Source organism: Polynucleobacter sp. AP-Reno-20A-A9 (assembly GCF_018882085.1).
Classification (GTDB): domain Bacteria; phylum Pseudomonadota; class Gammaproteobacteria; order Burkholderiales; family Burkholderiaceae; genus Polynucleobacter.
In genome coordinates this window covers 206,493-224,794 of sequence record NZ_JACVPB010000001.1, presented here as the reverse complement: position 1 = coordinate 224,794, position 18,302 = coordinate 206,493, and the positions used below count along the sequence as shown (strand labels likewise).

The following is an 18,302-nucleotide window of genomic DNA, read 5'->3' as shown; positions in this document are numbered from 1 at the left end:
TCCTTTATTCCATGGCTATAGCTTGAGAAATGCCACTTTGCTATATTGACTCATCCTTACTTTTTTCAGGCAGACCTCATGGACACCTTTTTTGACGATTGGCCGTTTTATAGCCAAGTTGCTCTAGTCCTATTTTTACTTGCGCTTTCTGGCTTTTTCTCGATGGCAGAAACCAGCATGCTGTCCTCAAATCGTCACCGCCTGCGTGCAATGGCCAATGGCGGCAACGCAGGTGCAGCACTAGCTGAGAGACTCTTAAAGCGCATTGACTCATTGCTATCGGTGCTGCTGATTTCGAATAACCTGATTAACACCGTTCTACCTATTTTGGTAACAGGCATTGCCCTGCACATTTTTGGTGACAGCGGTCTCGTGCTCTCAATCGCCACCCTGGTGGTTGCTTTACTCATCATCGTCTTTAGCGAGATTACTCCCAAGGTCATTGGTGCCGCTTTCCCTGAAAAGATTGCCTCTCATGTTGGCTGGTTTATTTTGCCCCTCACTTTTGTATTGAAACCTTTGCTTTGGTTTATCAATAGCTTTGTTTCTAGTCTTATGAAAGTATCTGGTCTGCAATCCTCTTCTGATAGCAGGGCCATGAGTAAAGAAGAATTACGCAGCCTAGTGTTGGAGTCAAGCCGCTTTGTCTCCAATCATCATCGCAATATCCTTCTCAACCTATTCAATTTAGAAAATATTACCGTTGATGATGTGATGACGCCTAGATCCAAGATTGAGGTTTTGGATCTCTCAAGACCCATTGATGAAGTGGTCCAACAATTAGAGACTTGCTATCACAACAAATTACCAGTTTGCGATGGTGACTCTGAGCGTATTGTCGGAATCCTTTCAGTCAAGAAAGCTTTGTCCCTACTAGGCGATACCGACCTAAAACATAAAGACTTTAAGGCGTTATTGAATGAGCCCTACTTCATCCCTAGTAGCACTCCCGTATTGCAGCAAATGCAATTTTTCCAAGATAACCAACAACGCTTAAGTTTGGTGGTGAATGAGTATGGTGAAGTTCTAGGGCTGGTAACTTTTGAAGATATTGTGGAAGAACTCATTGGTGAGTTCACGACCTCCTTCTCCAACCTCTCAACCGATCCACGCTGGCTCCCGAATGGAACCTATTTGGCTACAGGTGGTGCCTCACTACGAGATCTGAATCGCCTACTTAACCTCAACCTCCCCTTAGATGGCCCACGCACCTTAAACGGGCTCATTCTCGAAAAACTCGAGGCCATCCCCGATCACGATGTGAGCATTCGCATTGCTGGCATCGTGATGGAGATCGTTCAATTTGATGAGCATGGTGTAAAAACAGTGAAGCTTTATCGTCCTGCCAATCGGACTCAAGAGCAAGATTGAGCGTTGCCACTGATGACTCACTAATTATTCGCACTTGGTATGAAATTGCTACACATGCCTTAGATGCTAGAGCGAGTGATATTCATATAGAGGCTGGGATCCAAGCCACGCTCGTTCGCATTCGGGTCGATGGCCTGCTACAAATACAGTCGCATTACCCAATTGAATTTCACGACCGCCTCATCACACGCATCAAAGTTCTGGCACGTTTAGATATTGCAGAAAAACGCCTGCCGCAAGATGGGCGTCTTTGTATTGGTCATAACTTTTCAAAACCCAACATTGATTGCCGGGTCTCCATTTTGCCGACTCTTCATGGAGAAAAAGCAGTCGTTCGTATATTGCCAAGTTGCGTTGAAGAGCTTGATCTGCAAGAAATTGGCCTCCTCTCAGAACAGCTCGAGATATTCCAACAAGCCCTTTCTCAAGCTAATGGGCTGATCTTAGTGACGGGGCCTACCGGGAGCGGTAAGACTCGAACGCTTTACAGCTGCCTGCGTCAGCTCAATCAAAATCATCGCAACCTTTGCTCCATAGAGGACCCCATTGAAATTCGTCTTGCTGGAGTCAATCAAGTGGCCTATCACCCACGGGCAGGTTTGGATTTTCCAACAATCATTCGCGCCCTTCTTCGGCAAGATCCCGATGTCATCATGATCGGAGAAATCCGCGATGCCGCTACAGCTCAGCTTGCCATCCAGGCGGCGCAGACTGGGCATCTCGTTCTCAGCACGCTACATACCCGCAATGCTTGTGGGGCAGTTCCTAGACTCAGTCATCTAGGGGTCGATCAACAAGCTCTTGAGTCCTGCCTATTAAGCGTCAGCTCACAGCGCCTCGTACGTAAAACTTGCTCGCAATGTCTTGGCGACAATAGTCGAACCCAGTGCCCAAAATGCAAGGGAAGTGGTTACCTGGGGCGCATTGGAGTTCATGAGGTATTAAGCAAAACCCATCTATTTAACTCATCCGTCTCATACGTCAGTATGCGAGATGCTGGATTCATCCATATGCAAGCAGGCCTTATTAATCAAGTAGCCCTAGATGCAGAAGTAGGCTCATGGCATTAAGCAAGCAGGATCAACTCCACTTTGCCGAACAACTTCTAACCTTATTAGAGGCAGGCCTACCACTCCTTAATGCGATTGAACTCATTTATTCAACCGCCTCAAAGGTTTGGCTTCCCTGGGTGAATAGCATTTATACGCAACTCAAAAAGGGGGAAAGTTTTTCTCAATGTTTGCGCGCCCAAGAAAATCTATTTTCTATGGAGTTTATTAATCTCATTCGCGTTAGTGAGCGCACTGGCGACTTTAATCTAGCGCTAAGAACAATCTGTCAGCAGCTTGAAGCCCAAATTGAATTGCGTCGAAAAATTCAACAGGCGATGAGTTATCCAGCCATCACCCTAATTAGCTCTTGCCTTTTAGTAATTGTGATGATGATTTGGGTTGTACCCGTCTTTAAGGATGTTTTTTCTCATTTTCAAGCGGAGTTACCAGCCCCGACTAAAGTGTTAATTCAGGTATCGTCATGGTTTGAAAAGTTTTATCTTGAAATCGTGATAGCCCTCATTAGCTTTGCTGCGCTCTTTAGCCTTGCATGGTCTAGGGCCCCTAGAATACAAAAGCATTGCGATCGACTGAGCTTCTGTATACCCATGATTGGGCAGCTCCTCAGATTAGCCACCCTGACCTACTGGTGCCGGACACTAGGCCATCTCCTAAAGTCGGGACTACCCCTTCCAGATGCGCTGAGGGTTACAGCACAATCCTCTAATCACTGGCTCAGCCATGATTTCAGCGCAGACATCTTCAAACACCTAACCCGCGGCTGGTCGCTCGGAGATGCCATAGCAAAAGCAGACCCTAAGCACTTACTATTTGATTTAGAAACATTACAGCTCTTACGAATAGGATCTGAAAGTGGTGCGCTCGCTGAAATGCTGCAAAAGCGCGCATCAATATTAAGCTCTCAATTAAGCAATCGCTTAAATACCTTAAGCCAAAGCTTAGAGCCCTTATTGATCATTTTCGTTGGACTCATTATTGGAAGTCTGGTCATAATCCTATATCTCCCCATCTTTAACCTAGGACAGATTGTTTAATGGGTAATTTTGTTTTTTTCGACTGGATCCGAATCTTCCTGATAGTGGTCTTGGTGTACTTAGCGTACTACGATTTGCGTACCTTTCGCTTGCCTGATGTCATCACCTTACCGCTCATCATGCTGGGTCTATTGTTTAATGGCCTTTCAAAACAAAGCTACATTTCTTTTCAAGACGCGATCATTGGAGCGATCCTAGGCTACACCTGTCTTTGGCTCCTCAATCTTCTTTATCGGATAGTCAAAAAGCAAGATGGCATTGGAATGGGTGATGCCAAGTTATTGGCGGCTTTGGGCGCTTGGCTTGGCTGGTTCGCATTACCCAGTATTTTGCTAATCGCATCCCTGACCGGATTGATTGGCGGCATTATCTGGCTGCAATGGAATAAACAAAATCACCGCTCAGCCTTTCCGTTTGGCCCTTTTCTGGCCATTGCTGGCATCATTGAGTTGTTATGGCCACAAACCCTACAAACCCTTCTTCTGAGCAAGCTAGTCTAGACACCCTAAAAGGGCATACCCTCTTTGTAGGCCTTACTGGTGGCATTGGCTCAGGGAAGACCGCTGTGAGCGATCAGCTCGCTCAAGTGGGTGCAGGCATTGTCGACACCGATCTCATTGCCCATCAGATCACCGCCCCAAATGGAGCAGCAATCCCCTTCATTCAAAAGGAGTTCGGCCCAGAGTTTATTGATTCAAAGGGAGCGCTTGATAGAGGCAAGATGCGCAGTCTAGTATTTTCCGACCCCTTATCCAGACAGTCTTTAGAAGCAATTACTCACCCCCTCATACGGGAAGAAACCATTCGGCAAGCCAAACAACTCATACACAATAAGGCTCCTTACCTTGTTTTTGTCGTGCCTCTGTTAATTGAATCTGGGACCTGGGCAACCCTACTGGATTACCTAGTGGTGGTGGACTGCCCAGAGGAGACTCAAATTGAACGAGTGATGCACCGCAGCAAATTACCCCGAATCGAGGTAGAAAGAATTCTGAAGGCTCAAGCGAGCAGACAAGAACGTCTTGCCAGCGCAGATATGGTCATTGAGAACCAAGGCTCTCTAGAGAACTTAAAAACTGAAGTTTTGAAGTTGCACGAAAAAATCTTACAGATTCAGAAAGATCGCACCAGTTCGTCATAGAATATGGGCTTGTGATCGTCTACGAATATCCCTTTAACGAATTAGTTCGAAGCATGCTTCGACTGGAGTATTTGTTCGCCCGCTTCAACCACTTTGTTCGCTCTGATGACCCAGAGCTGCACCACAATGCCATCTCTGTTTTGTTTGATCTTGGTGACATCGGTGCACGTGGTGATATCAAGTCTTTGCTGCTCAAAGAATTTGAGCGTCAAAAATATGCACTCAATGGATTGAAGTCCTCACAAAAGGTTGATCAAGAGGCGCTGACACAAACTCTCTCAGAAATTGATTCGGTTGCTGGCAGCATTAATCAATCCACGGGTAGACCAAACTCTGCGATTACTGATAGCGAGTGGTTAAATGCGATTCGCACTAGATTAAATATTCCGGGCGGTACTAGTCCAATTGATTTGCCTAGCTATCATGCTTGGAAAAATAGTCCGTCACCTGAACGACGTGAGTTGCTTGAAAAATATATCGGCCCACTCTTGCCATGGCACGAGGCATGCCAGTTATTTTTACGACTTTTACGCCAATCGGGTGAAGCTAAAGATGTCGTTGCGCACAATGGATCCTTTCAGCAAGCTCCTTCCGGCAAGGTCTACCAGTTGATGCGCATTGCTGTAGAAGATGACACATTATTTTCTGAGATAAGTGCAAATAAATATTTACTCTCAGTGCGCTTCTTAAAGTCCGAGCGCGATAAAAAAGCACAGTTGGTGAATGCTGATGTGTCATTCAAACTCACCCTCTGTCAGCTCTAAGTCAAAAGGGCTCTTAGCCTTTCCAGCATGGGCCAGGCGGCCGGCAATAAAGGCTCAACACTAGGCTTTTCCGCAGCCAGAAGCTCCCACGATAGGGCTTGATTCTCACAGCCTTTAGGAACCCCTCTCCAATCGCAAATGATGCTTACATGCAAACGAACATAGGCATGCGGGTAATCATGCTCTAGAACGGTGAGCTCCTCACTGGATTGAATGTCAATGCCAAGCTCTTCTTGAAGTTCGCGCTTAAGGGCCTCGAAAACAGTTTCCCCTTTTTCGATTTTTCCACCGGGAACTTCCCAGTAACCAGCGTAGGGTTTGCCTTCAGGTCTCTGCCCTAAAAGATAGCGGCCCTCAGCATCCAGCAAGATTCCTGCAGCCACTTCAGTAACTGGACGTTTAATTTCACTCATCAAAAAGATCTTAAGCTTTTGAACCAGCCCAATGCTTGGCAAATTGCCAAGCAACGCGACCTGAGCGTGAACCACGCTCCAATGCCCAGACCAAAGCTTCTGAACGCGCCGCTTCAATTTGCGCAGCACTTAAACCAAAATGTTGCAACCAATGTGTCACGATCGCCAAATATTCATCTTGTTTTGGTGGATAAAAAGATAACCAAAGACCAAAGCGCTCTGATAAAGAGATCTTTTCTTCAACTACTTCACCAGGATGAATTTCACCATCATCGTTATGAACGTATGTCTCGTTATCCTTCATATACTCAGGCAATAAATGACGGCGATTAGAGGTGGCATAAATCAAAATATTGTCGACTTGCGCAGAAACAGAGCCGTCTAAGGCTGATTTCATCGCCTTATAGCCAGATTCACCCTCCTCAAAAGAGAGGTCGTCACAGAAAATGATGAAACGCTCTGGGCGATCAGCCAAGAGCTCTGTAATATCAGCCAAATCAGCTAGATGCTCTTTCTCAACCTCAACCAGACGCAATCCTTGGCTGGCAAACTCATGCAAGCTCGCTTTGATCAGTGAAGACTTTCCAGTTCCCCTGGCACCAGTCAACAAAATATTGTTGGCAGGTTTTTTCTGAATAAAGTTTTTGGTGTTATCGCGTATGGCATCACGCTGACGATCGATATTCTGCAAATCCTCAAAAGTAATATCTGCAACGTGCTTTACAGGCTGCAAAAATCCAATGCTGCCAAAGATACTATCGCGCCGACGCCATCTATATGCAGTAGAAGATTTCCACTGCTCATCAGTTAAAGGCTTTGGTAAAAAAGTATCGAGATGGTCTAAAAGACGGTCTAATTTTTCATTCATATTTCGGAGGGTCTTTTATGAGCGGTAATCTGCATTAATAGATACATAGTCATGCGATAAATCGCAAGTCCACATAGTTTGTGTAGCGTTGCCGCGACCTAAGTCAATCTTGACGGTGATTTCTGGAGCTTGCATGACTCTCTGACCATCAGCCTCTTTGTAATCGGGATTGCGGCCGCCATCTTTAGCAACCCAAACATCGCCCAGCCACATTTGTACGCGATTCACATCTAAATCAGTAATGCCTGCGTAGCCAATCGCTGCCAGGATGCGACCTAAATTAGGATCGCTTGCGAAGAATGCGGTTTTTACTAAGGGTGAATGCGCAACCGCCTTGGCGACTAAGCGACACTCTTCCGCAGTCTTTCCGCCAAGCACTTCGATCGTTATAAATTTAGTTGCACCTTCGCCATCGCGCACAATCATTTGCGCCAACTTTCTAGCTAATGCAATTAAGGCATCTCGCAAGATGGCATAACTAGGATCGTTCGCTGATTGAATTTGCGCTGAAGACTGACCCGTCGCCATAATGATGAAAGAGTCATTAGTGGATGTATCACCATCAATAGTGATCGCATTAAATGAAAGGTCCGCTATCTCACGGGTAAGGTCACCCAAAAGACCAGGTGCAAATCCAGCATCAGTAGCAATGAATCCCAACATGGTTGCCATATTGGGGTGAATCATGCCAGCACCTTTACAGATACCAGTGATGGTCACTAACCCTGCAGGCGTTTGTACGGTCGCTGAAGTAGCCTTAGGCTGAGTGTCAGTGGTCATGATGGCTTCAGCCGCATCAAACCAATTGTCCTCACCTAGGTTTGCTACAGCCTTTGGCAAAGCGCTAATAATTTTCTCAATAGGGAGCGGTTCAAGAATGACCCCAGTTGAAAAAGGCAGAATCTGCTCTGGCTGGATCTTCAGATCTTTGGCCAAAGCTGCGCAGGTTTCTAGGGCGTGTTTCATACCAGATTCACCAGTGCCGGCGTTAGCATTGCCAGTATTCACTACCAAGGCTCGAATTTCGCCATTACGACCTTCTTGTGCCAAATGCTCGCGACAAACTTGCACTGGAGCAGCGCAGAAGCGATTTAAAGTAAACACGCCAGCTACCTGAGAACCGGGAGCCAAAGTCATCACCAATAAATCCTTACGATTTGCCTTCTTAATACCAGCTTCGGCGATGCCCATCTCAAAACCTTTAATAGGTTTCAGTTCGGCTTTTAGGGGGAGGGGTAAGTTAACGGTCATAGTCTGATAATTGTAGATGAGGCTCAAAAATAAAGCGCACCTACTGGGCACGCTTTATTTGCTTACTCCCTGCTACAAATGCTATACCTTGATTGGCAACTCCCGAATCCGCTTGCCAGTTGCTGCAGCAATGGCGTTTACCAAAGCAGGGGCCACTAAAGGCACCCCAACCTCACCCAAGCCACCCGGCTTCTCCTGACTTGGCACCAGATGTACCTCAACCACAGGCACTTGATTTTGTCGCAAACTAGGATAGTTATTGAAGTTATTCTGCTGAACCCGGCCATTCTCAATTGTGATTTCATTGCTTAAGGCTGCGCTCAGGCCGTAAATCACACCGCCAGTAAGCTGCGCTCTCGCCTGGTCAGGATGCACCGTAATTCCGCAGTCAGAAACGAAAGTAATTTTCTTAACTTTGGTCTCTTTAGCCGCAGGATCCAATTCAAGGATGCAAGCAGAATAGGTGTCATAACACTCCATCTGCGCAACACCAAAACGCTTACTACCGGGCACGTATCCAGACTTTTTCACTGCTAACTCAAGGACAGCTTTTGCTCGAGGGTGTTTGCTTAAAGCCGCCATCCGATAGGCCACGGGATCTTTACCAGCAGCCTTAGCGGCCTCATCCACAAAACTCTCAATCGCGAATGCATTCAGCGCATTACTGACTGAGCGCCAATAACCCACTCGAAGTCCGGTATCCGTAATCACGTTAGTGATTTCTAGATTAGGTATTTCATAAGTAATATTGTTGGAACCTTCAACCATGAATGGATCAAACCCATCCTTTACAAAACCAGGAAAGGCTCGCGCAGTCACTGACTGAGAAACCATTTTGGCTTTCAAAGAAGCTAACTGACCGTTGGTACCCAAGATTCCATCTACCTTATGAATACTCATAGGGCGATAGAAGTCATGAGTAATGTCATCTTCCTTGGTCCAGAGCATCTTGACTGGCATGCCAGCTGCTTTAGAAATTTCAGCAGCCTGACGAATAAAATCCAACTCTAATTTACGGCCAAATCCACCGCCCAGAAAGGTGGTTTCAATCGTGACATCTTCTGGCTTAACCCCAGCCGCCGCCGCAGCTACTGCTTGACCTCCCTGCTGAAACTGAATTGGCCCAATAATTCTGCACTTGCCATTAGATACATCGGCAGAACAGTTCACAGGCTCCATGGTGGAGTGGGCCAAGTATGGCAAAAAGTATTGGGCACTAAGCGGCTTACCGTTTGCAACGGTAGCACTGGCATCACCCACCGTTTTAATCACAGCACCTTTTTTAGACAAGCCCTCTTCTAGTGACTTACGAACAACAGCATTGCTCAGATTCGCATTAGAGCCTTCGTTCCAGGTAATTTTCAGCAGATCCCTAGCCTTGCGAGCTGTATAAAAATCCTTAGCCAATACTGCAACACCATCAGAAATCTGAACAACTTTAGTTACTCCAGATACTCTCATTGCAGCGGAAGCATCAAAGGATGTAGGAGTACCCCCAATAACCGGGCACTGCGCTAGAGATGCAATTGCCATGCCCGGAATCTTGACGTCAATTCCATAAACTGCTTTGCCGGCAACTTTGCTTGGTGTATCCAAGCGACGCATTGTTTCTTTGCCAATCACCATAAAATTTGCGGGCGACTTTAGGGCTGGCTTTTCTGGAAGGGGTAACTTAGCAGCGTCAGCAGCTAACTCACCATACGTGGCTGACTTACCACTCGCATGCGTTACCTTGCCATTCATTGCCTTACAGTCGGCAGCGGAAACATTCCAACGTTGAGCAGCGGCCTGGATTAAGACGGTGCGAGTTGCGGCTCCAGCTGTCCTTAACTTATCAAAGGCTTCACGTACTGAAGTTGAGCCACCGGTAATTTGACCACCCAACATCGCATTGATATAAACAGGAGCTACTCCAGCAATCTCAACCCGAATCATTGAGAGAGGCAAATTTAACTCCTCAGCCAGCAAAGCAGGTAAAGAGGTATATACATCCTGACCCATCTCTGAGCGAGCACAAATGAGCGTAATTTGATTATTCGGGGTAATTTGTACCCAAGCGTTTGCTAAGACAGGCTTTGCAGCATCCCCTACAGCGGCTTGACTTGTCAACGGCAGATGTATGCCGATAACAAAGGCACCGCCAAGAGCGGCACTTTGCTGAATAAATTGACGACGGCCGTTACTTTTTAAAGATTGATTTTTCATGTGATCTTTACCCTTTATGCCAATTTATCTGCAGCACGTTTGACTGCTTTTTCGATACGGGAATAGGTACCGCAGCGGCAAATATTTCCGCTCATGGCATTTTTAATGTCATCACTGCTGGGCTGTTTTTTCTTTGCCAATAAGTCCGCTGCAGACATCATTTGTCCAGTCTGACAATATCCACACTGAGGCACATCGAACTCGATCCAAGCATCTTGAAGCGCTTTTCCAACTTTTGCAGCCAAGCCCTCAAGGGTAGTAACTGACTTACCACCCGCAGCAGATACAGGAGTAGAGCAAGAACGAATCGCAGCACCCTCTAAGTGAACTGTACAGGCACCACAAAGTCCTGCACCGCAGCCATACTTGGGGCTGGTTACATCTAAATGGTCTCGTAAGACCCAGAGAATCGGCGTTTCAGGATCCCCATCGAAATTAACAGCTTTACCGTTGAGAGTAAAAGACACGGCCATAACGCCCCCTTTAGTTTAATTTGAGATATAAAAGACAAAGCAAGTATTTTTGCACTTACAAATCATGACAGATCTACAGAATCTGAGGGGAATCTTATAACTAGGGATTTCACCAAGAAAAATGGCTCAGATTAATCTGAGCCATTTAAGCGCTATCAACTGAGGTTAGCCTATCTAAGCCAACGCGCCGCAGCAATTCTTATATTTCTTGCCGCTGCCACAGGTGCAAGGATCATTACGACCTACCTTTGGCCCGGTGCGAAGCGGTGCAGGCTGAATATCCACTGCAGCGCCGTGATCACCCGTGGAGCCGGCCACTTCCATATCGGCATCAGCATGTTGATACTGAACATCTGAAAGCTTTGCAAGATCTTCATTCATAGATTCCGAAGCCTGATCTAACTCGCTTGAGCTCCGAATCTGCACAGTCATGATGTTTTTCACAACATCATTCTTAATGACATTGAGCAATTCACCATACAGCTCAAATGCTTCACGACGGTACTCTTGCTTAGGATCTTTCTGCGCATAACCGCGCAAATGAATACCCTGCCGCAAATGATCCAAGGCAGCCAAATGCTCACGCCAGTGACTATCCAAGCTATACAGGAGTACAGAGCGCTCAAAGCCTGCAAAAGATGCACGTCCAGAGAGTTCAACCTTTGCATCGTAAGCCTCTTTAGCGGCTTGCAATACACGCTCAACAATTTCTGTATCGTCCACAGTTTCAGCGCTCTCGACCCAAGTCTTGAGATCAATAGCAAGACCCCACTCACTGGCCAAAACATTCTCGAGTCCAGTCAAGTCCCACTGCTCTTCCATAGACTCTAACGGAACATAAACCGAGCAAACAGAACGCAAAACATCTTCTCGCAAATTGGCGATTAACTCGCCAATATCAGCACTCTCAAGCACTTCATTTCTGAGGCGGTATGTTTCCTTACGCTGATCATTCGCAACGTTGTCATATTCCAGCAACTGCTTACGAATATCAAAGTTACGACCCTCAACCTTGCGCTGAGCAGACTCAATAGAACGAGTCACCATGCCCGCTTCAATTGGCTCACCATCAGGCATCTTGAGACGCTCCATGACAGCTCGCAAACGATCACCCGCAAAGATACGTAGAAGCGGATCATCCAATGACAGGTAGAAACGGGAAGAGCCAGGATCACCCTGACGGCCTGAACGACCTCTTAATTGATTATCAATACGACGGCTCTCGTGACGCTCGGTACCGATGATATGTAAACCACCTGCCGTGAGAACTTGATCATGAATGCTTTGCCACTCTTCCTGCAATTGCTTAATTTTGGCTGCTTTATCAGCATCAGCTAGCGAGCTGTCAGCCTCAATCAAAGAAGACTGCTTGCCGACATTGCCGCCAAGTACGATGTCAGTACCACGACCTGCCATATTAGTAGCAATCGTGATCATTTTTGGCCGGCCGGCTTGAGCAATAATTTCAGCCTCGCGAGCATGCTGTTTTGCATTTAAAACTTGGTGCGGTAATTTGCGTTGATCTAATAGATTCGCAATCAACTCAGAGTTTTCAATCGAAGTGGTGCCCACCAATACTGGCTGGCTGCGCTCATAGCAATCTTCGATATCTTTAATCACCGCGTCATAGCGTTCACGAGATGACTTGTAAATCTGATCCTGCTTATCTTTTCTTTGGCTAATACGATTTGGAGGAATCACCACTGTTTCTAAGTTGTAGATTTCTTTAAATTCATATGCCTCAGTATCGGCAGTACCTGTCATACCGGCTAACTTGCCATACATGCGGAAATAATTTTGGAAAGTAATCGTCGCTAAGGTTTGATTCTCATTCTGAATCTGCACACCTTCTTTAGCTTCGACAGCTTGATGCAATCCATCAGACCAACGACGACCTTGCATCAAACGACCTGTAAATTCATCCACGATGATGACTTCACCATTCTGAACAACGTATTGTTGATCGCGGTGATAGAGAGTGTGTGCGCGCAGAGCGGCGTACACGTGATGCATCAAAGTAATATTTTGTGGTGCATAGAGAGAGTCACCATCATTGAGTGCGCCCAATTGAACCAATACAGACTCGGCCTTGTCATGACCCTGTTCAGTCAAATAAACTTGCTGAGACTTCTCGTCTACCCAGTAGTCGCCAGGCTTCTCAACGCCTGTACCATCCGCCTTCTCTTCGCCAATTTGACGTTCTAAATGAGATGGCAAAGCATTAATCTTGATATAGAGATCCGTGTGATCTTCAGCCTGACCTGAAATGATTAATGGCGTACGAGCCTCATCAATCAGAATGGAGTCGACTTCGTCAACAATCGCATAAGCTAAACCACGTTGTACGCGCTGATCCAAATCTTGAACCATGTTGTCGCGCAAGTAATCGAAGCCAAATTCATTATTGGTGCCGTAAGTAATATCAGCGGCATAAGCTTCTTGCTTAGTGGTGTGATCCATTTGAGATAGATTCACACCTACCTTCATACCCAAGAAGTTATACAACTTGGACATCCATTCGGCATCACGCTGTGCCAAATAATCATTCACCGTGACAACGTGCACACCTTTACCAGTCAAAGCATTTAAGTAGACTGGAAGAGTCGCTGTTAAGGTTTTTCCTTCGCCTGTACCCATCTCGGCAATCTTGCCTTGATGCAAGGCTAAACCACCCAGAATCTGCGCATCAAAGTGGCGCATCTTCATAACGCGCGCACTAGCCTCACGGACTACCGCAAAAGCTTCTGCAGCAATATCATCCAAGGACTCTCCGGAAGCGAGGCGTGACTTGAATTCTGCTGTTTTTGCAGTAAGCGCAGCATCATCCAAAGATTGCAGGCTCGCTTCAAAAGCGCCGACCTTGGCAACGACTTTGCGATACTGTTTTAAGAGGCGGTCGTTACGACTGCCGACCAGGGTTTTAAGAAGACCGATTACCATGGGATATTGAAGAAAATTAAGTCCTTGAGTTTATCACCCGCAACCCCATTTTTTATGAACTTTAGCCCCAAACCATCCCGCAAGCACACAGCTCATGACTGGATGGATTACCTACGTGAATCCGATGGTCTTGGGGGAATTTTGGCTAAAACCGAAGATCTGGCCAAACTCAAGACAATCATTCACTCAGCCCTAACAAAGCTTGATTTAGCGCATTTGAGCCCAAAAATTGAGGCTGGCTGGCGTTTTGGCTCACAAGATGAGCTATTTTTACTGGTCAGCAGCGCCAGCATTGCTAGTCGCTTGCAACAAATATTACCCAGTCTAATCAATGAGTTAGGTAAATCTGGGCTACCTTGTAAGGCAATAAAGGTGCGGGTAAAGCCGGCTCCGCCCGCTTGGGAGGTCAAGCCTCGCCAAGATCAGCGTGAAAAACCAAAAGGGCTAAATGAGGTTGCCAAAAAATCCTGGGAGTCACTATTGGAGAAGCTAGGGCCAGACTCTGGATTACGCTCCTCCATTGAGAAGCTATTGAGAAATAAACCGAAGTAAGTCCAAACTTCTTCGGGCACCTTAGAAAAAGAGGGGCTGACTTTCCTGGGAATAAGCGCCTGGAGCCTTATTTTCAGGAAAGGAGCTGATTTCATAAGAACTTGGATCTTCCAAAAGCTTGCGTAAAAGAGCGTTATTTAGGGCGTGACCTGATTTCTCAGCAACATAAGCTCCCACAATAGGATGTCCAATGAGATACAGATCGCCAATCGCATCTAATATTTTGTGACGCACAAATTCATCTTCATAACGAAGTTCTTCGTTGTTCAAAATTCGGTGCTCATCTAAAACAATTGCGTTATCCAAACTACCACCGCGCGCTAATCCCATTTCGCGCAACGCCTCTACTTCATGCGCAAATCCAAAAGTGCGCGCACGACCAATTTCACTACGGTAAGCTTGTTCTGCAAAATCAACAACAAAACGTTGACCAGTCTTATCTACCGCCGGATGCTTGAAGTCAATCGTGAAATCTAACTTAAATCCAAAGAAAGGCTCTAAGCGAGCAAGCTTGTCGCCTTCGCGAACCTCTACTGGTTTTTTAATCACCAAAAATTGACGTGGCGCATCTTGTTCTGCAATACCTGCAGATTCGATTAAGAATAAGAAAGAAGCAGCGCTACCATCCATGATGGGCACTTCTTCACCATCAAGCTCAATCAACAAATTATCAAGCCCAAGACCAGCACAGGCTGAAAGCAAATGTTCAACGGTGGAAACACGCACACCATCCTTCTGAATAACAGAGGCCAATCTTGTGTCACATACAGCTAAAGCGGTTGCCGGCACAACTGACTGCTCAGGCGTATCTACCCGAACAAACTGAACCCCTGAATTTACTGGTGCAGGCTTGATAGAAATCGTCACCTTACGACCAGAGTGCAAGCCAATCCCCACGGTCTTAACCGGAGTGGCGATGGTGCGTTGCTTCATCATATTTGGATATTTAAATTCAGGGGGTATTAGTTATACAAGAGTTTGAATTACAGCTTTTTCAAAATGGAAGCGGCATCACTTACTTCAAACTTACCAGGAGCTTCGCGGTCTAGTGACTTTACAACACCATCTTCAATAATCATGGCGTAACGATCTGAGCGAACACCAAAACCACGAGCAGTTAAGTCCAACTCCAAACCAAGCTTTTTGGTGAACTCAGCACTGCCGTCGCCCAACATGCGAATCTTTTTGCCAACTTTTTGATCGCGTCCCCATGCACCCATCACAAACGGGTCATTTACTGAAACACACCAAATCTCGTCAACACCTTTAGCTTTAATCGCATCATAGTGCTCAACATAACCAGGCACATGCTTTGCAGAGCAAGTTGGTGTAAACGCGCCAGGCAATGCAAACAACACAATCTTTTTTCCAGCTACTAGCTTTTCAACTTCAAAAGCATTTGGCCCTAAGGAGCAGCCTTCGGTCTCTTCATTCATAAATTCATAAAGAGTAGCGTTCGGTAATTTTTGTCCAACAGCAATCATGACATCTCCAATAAATAATTGTTAGTAAGCATGCCAACGCAAGCGCGGGATTCGTCGTCCGGAGGGGCGCCGCGCTGGCATTTCGCAATTACCTATTGTATTAAGCAGTTAATTAATCTGCTTGTTTACGTAAAAAGGCTGGAATTTCATAGTAATCAGCCCCTTTGTCCAACATGGATTTAGCCTGAGGAGAGCTATCTGCGCCTAATGTAGGCGCAGGAGTCGCTTCACGAGAGCTACGAAAAACCCGTGGCAAGTCGTATTGGCTATAGTCAACGCCAGTACTTGCTGGTTGAGCGGCCATTGCTGGAGTACTACCAGTTCCAGTGAGAGCCAAACCTGCGCTAGTACTTAAAGCAGAATCCACACTTACCTTGCTCATTGCTGCTGATGCGCTAGCAGGAGCAAAGCTATTGAGGTCTGCCATCGTTGGCATTGCATCATGAGTACCAGTAGCTTGTCTCCAAACTACTTCAGGTTGGTTATTTTTACGAGCTTGAGGATTATTCAAACCAGTAGCAACAACAGTTACGCGTAAAGCATCGCCTAAGCTCTCGTCATAAACAGTACCAAAGATTACAGTTGCATCATCAGCGGCATAACCACGAATTGCTGCCATAACTTCGCGAGTCTCAGACAACTTCAATGAACGGCTAGCAGTAATATTTACCAATACGCCGCGTGCTCCTGACAAATCTACGCCTTCTAACAATGGTGATGCCACTGCAGCTTCGGCTGCTAAGCGCGCACGATCCATACCGGAAACAGTTGCAGTTCCCATCATAGCTTTACCTTGCTCACCCATCACTGTTTTCACGTCTTCAAAGTCAACGTTGATCAAACCTTGAACATTGATGATTTCTGCGATACCAGATACTGCGTTATGTAACACATCATCAGCACATGCAAATGCCTTATCAAACTCAGCATCTTCACCCATGACTTCAAAGAGTTTTTCATTGAGCACAACAATCAATGAATCTACATATGACTCAAGTTCTGCGGCACCATTCTCAGCAACCTTCAAGCGCTTCACGCCCTCAAAGTCAAATGGCTTGCTAATGACGCCAACAGTCAAAATACCCATTTCCTTAGCTACTTGCGCAACGATAGGCGCTGCACCAGTTCCTGTGCCACCACCCATACCAGCAGTGATAAACACCATGTGTGCGCCTTGCAATGAATCTGCAATGCGAGCACGCGCCTCTTCTGCTGAAGCTGCGCCGATTTCTGGCTTAGCTCCTGCACCCAATCCGCTAGAACCCAATTGCAAATTCACAGATGCCTCAGAACGCTGTAAAGCGCCTGCATCGGTGTTCATGCAAATGAACTCTACGCCGTTAACACCGCGGCGGATCATATGCTGGACAGCATTGCCACCAGCGCCACCGACTCCAACCACTTTAATGATGGTCTTGCCAGCTGTTTCTTGATCTAACATTTCAAATTCCATATACCCTCCTAGGTAAATACGTACTACATTGACGACGACGAAAAAAACTTAAAAATTTCCTGCGAACCATTCCTTCATACGCGATAGAACACCTTGCAACGCGCCTGATTGAGAAACACGACGGCCGCGCAATAACTGCGCCTGACCTTCCATCAGCAAACCAATGCTGGTGGCATATCTGGGACTGCGTAAAACTTCATGGAGATGTCCACGGTACTCAGGTGTTCCAATACGAGCAGGCCTTAAGAAGACTTGCTCTGCTAACTCCACCATCCCGGGCATTAATGCAGTGCCACCGGTCAAAACAATTCCAGAAGAAACCATGTCTTCGTAACCAGAGTCACGAACTACGCCTCTTACCAATGTAAACAGCTCTTCAACACGAGGCTCAATCACTGCTGCTAGGGCTTGTTTAGACATTGGGCGTGGCTCACGGTCACCGACACCAGGAACATCAAGCATCGCGGTTGGATCAGCCATCTCTTGACGGGCGATACCATGCGCAATTTTTAAATCTTCAGCGTCAATCGTTGGAGTGCGCAATGCCATCGCAATGTCATTCGTAATTTGATCACCCGCAATTGGAATCACTGCCGTGTGACGTATTGAACCCTGACAATAAATTGCAATATCGGTTGTGCCACCGCCAATATCAACCAACACCACTCCAAGCTCTTTCTCATCTTCGGTCAAGACTGCCAAGCTTGAGGCTAAAGGCTGCAAGATAAGGTCGTTAACTTCGAGGCCACAACGGCGCACGCACTTCACAATATTTTGTGCAGCACTTACAGCACCAGTAACAATATGCACCTTTACTTCTAAGCGAAGACCGCTCATACCGATTGGTTCGCGCACATCCTCTTGTCCATCAATAATGAATTCCTGAACTAGGATGTGCAAAATCTGTTGATCCGTCGGAATATTGATGGCTTTTGCTGTCTCGAGCACGCGCTCTACATCTCCTGAGCCAACTTCTTTATCGCGTATCGCAACCATGCCGCTCGAGTTAAAACTCACAATGTGATTACCCGCAATCCCTGTAAAGACTTGCACGATCTGGCGATCAGCCATGACCTCAGCCTCCTCAAGGGCCTTCTGGATGGATTGAACAGTTGCCTCAATATTGACTACAACACCCTTCTTTAATCCTTTGGATGCGGTTTGACCAACACCAACTACATTAAATTGACCATCTGGAGCTAATTCAGCAACCAAGGCAACAACCTTGGACGTTCCAATATCTAAACCAACCAAAATATCGCGATTGTCTTTACTCATTA

At 46.4% G+C, this 18,302-nt stretch carries 17 protein-coding genes; 7 read left to right on the top strand and 10 right to left on the bottom strand.

Translation table 11 applies throughout. The features are described 5' to 3' along the window. Window positions 1-78 precede the first annotated feature (78 nt). Genes ICN39_RS01190 through zapD form a run of 6 tightly spaced genes read left to right on the top strand, consistent with a single transcriptional unit; the run spans window position 79 to window position 5,383 of the window. Entirely contained in the window at window positions 79-1,371 is a 1,293-nt protein-coding gene (locus ICN39_RS01190) for an HlyC/CorC family transporter (RefSeq protein ID WP_216232308.1), read from the top strand. After that, entirely contained in the window at window positions 1,368-2,441 is a 1,074-nt protein-coding gene (locus ICN39_RS01185) for a GspE/PulE family protein (protein WP_216232307.1), read from the top strand. The genes ICN39_RS01190 and ICN39_RS01185 overlap by 4 nt, the downstream gene beginning before the upstream one ends. After that, entirely contained in the window at window positions 2,432-3,478 is a 1,047-nt protein-coding gene (locus ICN39_RS01180; RefSeq protein WP_216232306.1) for a type II secretion system F family protein, read from the top strand. The genes ICN39_RS01185 and ICN39_RS01180 overlap by 10 nt, the downstream gene beginning before the upstream one ends. Beyond that, window positions 3,478-3,978 (top strand): A24 family peptidase, encoded by a 501-nt coding sequence (locus ICN39_RS01175; protein ID WP_216232305.1) that lies wholly within the window; start codon window positions 3,478-3,480, stop codon window positions 3,976-3,978. The genes ICN39_RS01180 and ICN39_RS01175 overlap by 1 nt, the downstream gene beginning before the upstream one ends. Beyond that, a complete protein-coding gene (gene coaE, locus ICN39_RS01170) occupies window positions 3,933-4,619 on the top strand; it encodes a dephospho-CoA kinase (protein WP_216232304.1) in 687 nt (228 codons plus the stop codon). Before ICN39_RS01175 ends, coaE begins: the two co-directional genes overlap by 46 nt. 11 nt (window positions 4,620-4,630) lie before the next feature. Beyond that, entirely contained in the window at window positions 4,631-5,383 is a 753-nt protein-coding gene (gene zapD, locus ICN39_RS01165) for a cell division protein ZapD (RefSeq protein WP_216232303.1), read from the top strand. On the opposite strand, the gene ICN39_RS01160 is transcribed toward zapD, so the two are convergent. The 6 genes from ICN39_RS01160 to secA all read right to left on the bottom strand — a co-directional run bounded on the left by ICN39_RS01160 (window position 5,380) and on the right by secA (window position 13,533). Then, on the bottom strand, window positions 5,380-5,796 hold the full coding sequence (locus ICN39_RS01160) for an NUDIX domain-containing protein (RefSeq protein WP_216232302.1): 417 nt from the start codon (window positions 5,794-5,796) through the stop codon (window positions 5,380-5,382). The two genes, zapD and ICN39_RS01160, sit on opposite strands and share 4 nt — an antisense overlap. 10 nt (window positions 5,797-5,806) lie before the next feature. Then, a complete protein-coding gene (locus ICN39_RS01155; RefSeq protein WP_216232301.1) occupies window positions 5,807-6,664 on the bottom strand; it encodes an ATP-binding protein in 858 nt (285 codons plus the stop codon). Window positions 6,665-6,679: 15 nt separating this feature from the next. After that, entirely contained in the window at window positions 6,680-7,915 is a 1,236-nt protein-coding gene (gene argJ, locus ICN39_RS01150; RefSeq protein WP_216232300.1) for a bifunctional glutamate N-acetyltransferase/amino-acid acetyltransferase ArgJ, read from the bottom strand. An 81-nt stretch (window positions 7,916-7,996) separates the two neighbouring features. Then, the gene (locus tag ICN39_RS01145) at window positions 7,997-10,120 is read right to left on the bottom strand and encodes a molybdopterin cofactor-binding domain-containing protein (RefSeq protein ID WP_216232299.1); all 2,124 of its coding nucleotides are present in this window, start codon (window positions 10,118-10,120) and stop codon (window positions 7,997-7,999) included. 14 nt (window positions 10,121-10,134) lie between these two features. Beyond that, a complete protein-coding gene (locus ICN39_RS01140; protein WP_216232298.1) occupies window positions 10,135-10,593 on the bottom strand; it encodes a (2Fe-2S)-binding protein in 459 nt (152 codons plus the stop codon). 174 nt (window positions 10,594-10,767) lie between these two features. Continuing rightward, window positions 10,768-13,533: a preprotein translocase subunit SecA gene (gene secA, locus ICN39_RS01135; RefSeq protein ID WP_216232297.1), complete on the bottom strand. Its 2,766-nt coding sequence runs from the start codon at window positions 13,531-13,533 to the stop codon at window positions 10,768-10,770. 54 nt (window positions 13,534-13,587) lie between these two features. Here secA and ICN39_RS01130 point away from each other — a divergent pair, with 54 nt between their 5' ends. Next, on the top strand, window positions 13,588-14,085 hold the full coding sequence (locus ICN39_RS01130) for a hypothetical protein (protein ID WP_216232296.1): 498 nt from the start codon (window positions 13,588-13,590) through the stop codon (window positions 14,083-14,085). Window positions 14,086-14,106: 21 nt separating this feature from the next. Here ICN39_RS01130 and lpxC read toward each other — a convergent pair whose 3' ends face one another. The 4 genes from lpxC to ftsA all read right to left on the bottom strand — a co-directional run bounded on the left by lpxC (window position 14,107) and on the right by ftsA (window position 18,300). Continuing rightward, a complete protein-coding gene (gene lpxC / locus ICN39_RS01125) occupies window positions 14,107-15,021 on the bottom strand; it encodes a UDP-3-O-acyl-N-acetylglucosamine deacetylase (RefSeq protein ID WP_216232295.1) in 915 nt (304 codons plus the stop codon). A 47-nt stretch (window positions 15,022-15,068) separates the two neighbouring features. Next, window positions 15,069-15,569, bottom strand: coding sequence for a peroxiredoxin (locus ICN39_RS01120; RefSeq protein ID WP_215321366.1), 501 nt, complete (start codon window positions 15,567-15,569; stop codon window positions 15,069-15,071). A gap of 112 nt (window positions 15,570-15,681) precedes the next feature. Beyond that, a complete protein-coding gene (gene ftsZ / locus ICN39_RS01115) occupies window positions 15,682-17,022 on the bottom strand; it encodes a cell division protein FtsZ (protein WP_216232294.1) in 1,341 nt (446 codons plus the stop codon). Window positions 17,023-17,070: 48 nt separating this feature from the next. Beyond that, entirely contained in the window at window positions 17,071-18,300 is a 1,230-nt protein-coding gene (gene ftsA, locus ICN39_RS01110; RefSeq protein ID WP_216232293.1) for a cell division protein FtsA, read from the bottom strand. Window positions 18,301-18,302 lie beyond the last annotated feature (2 nt).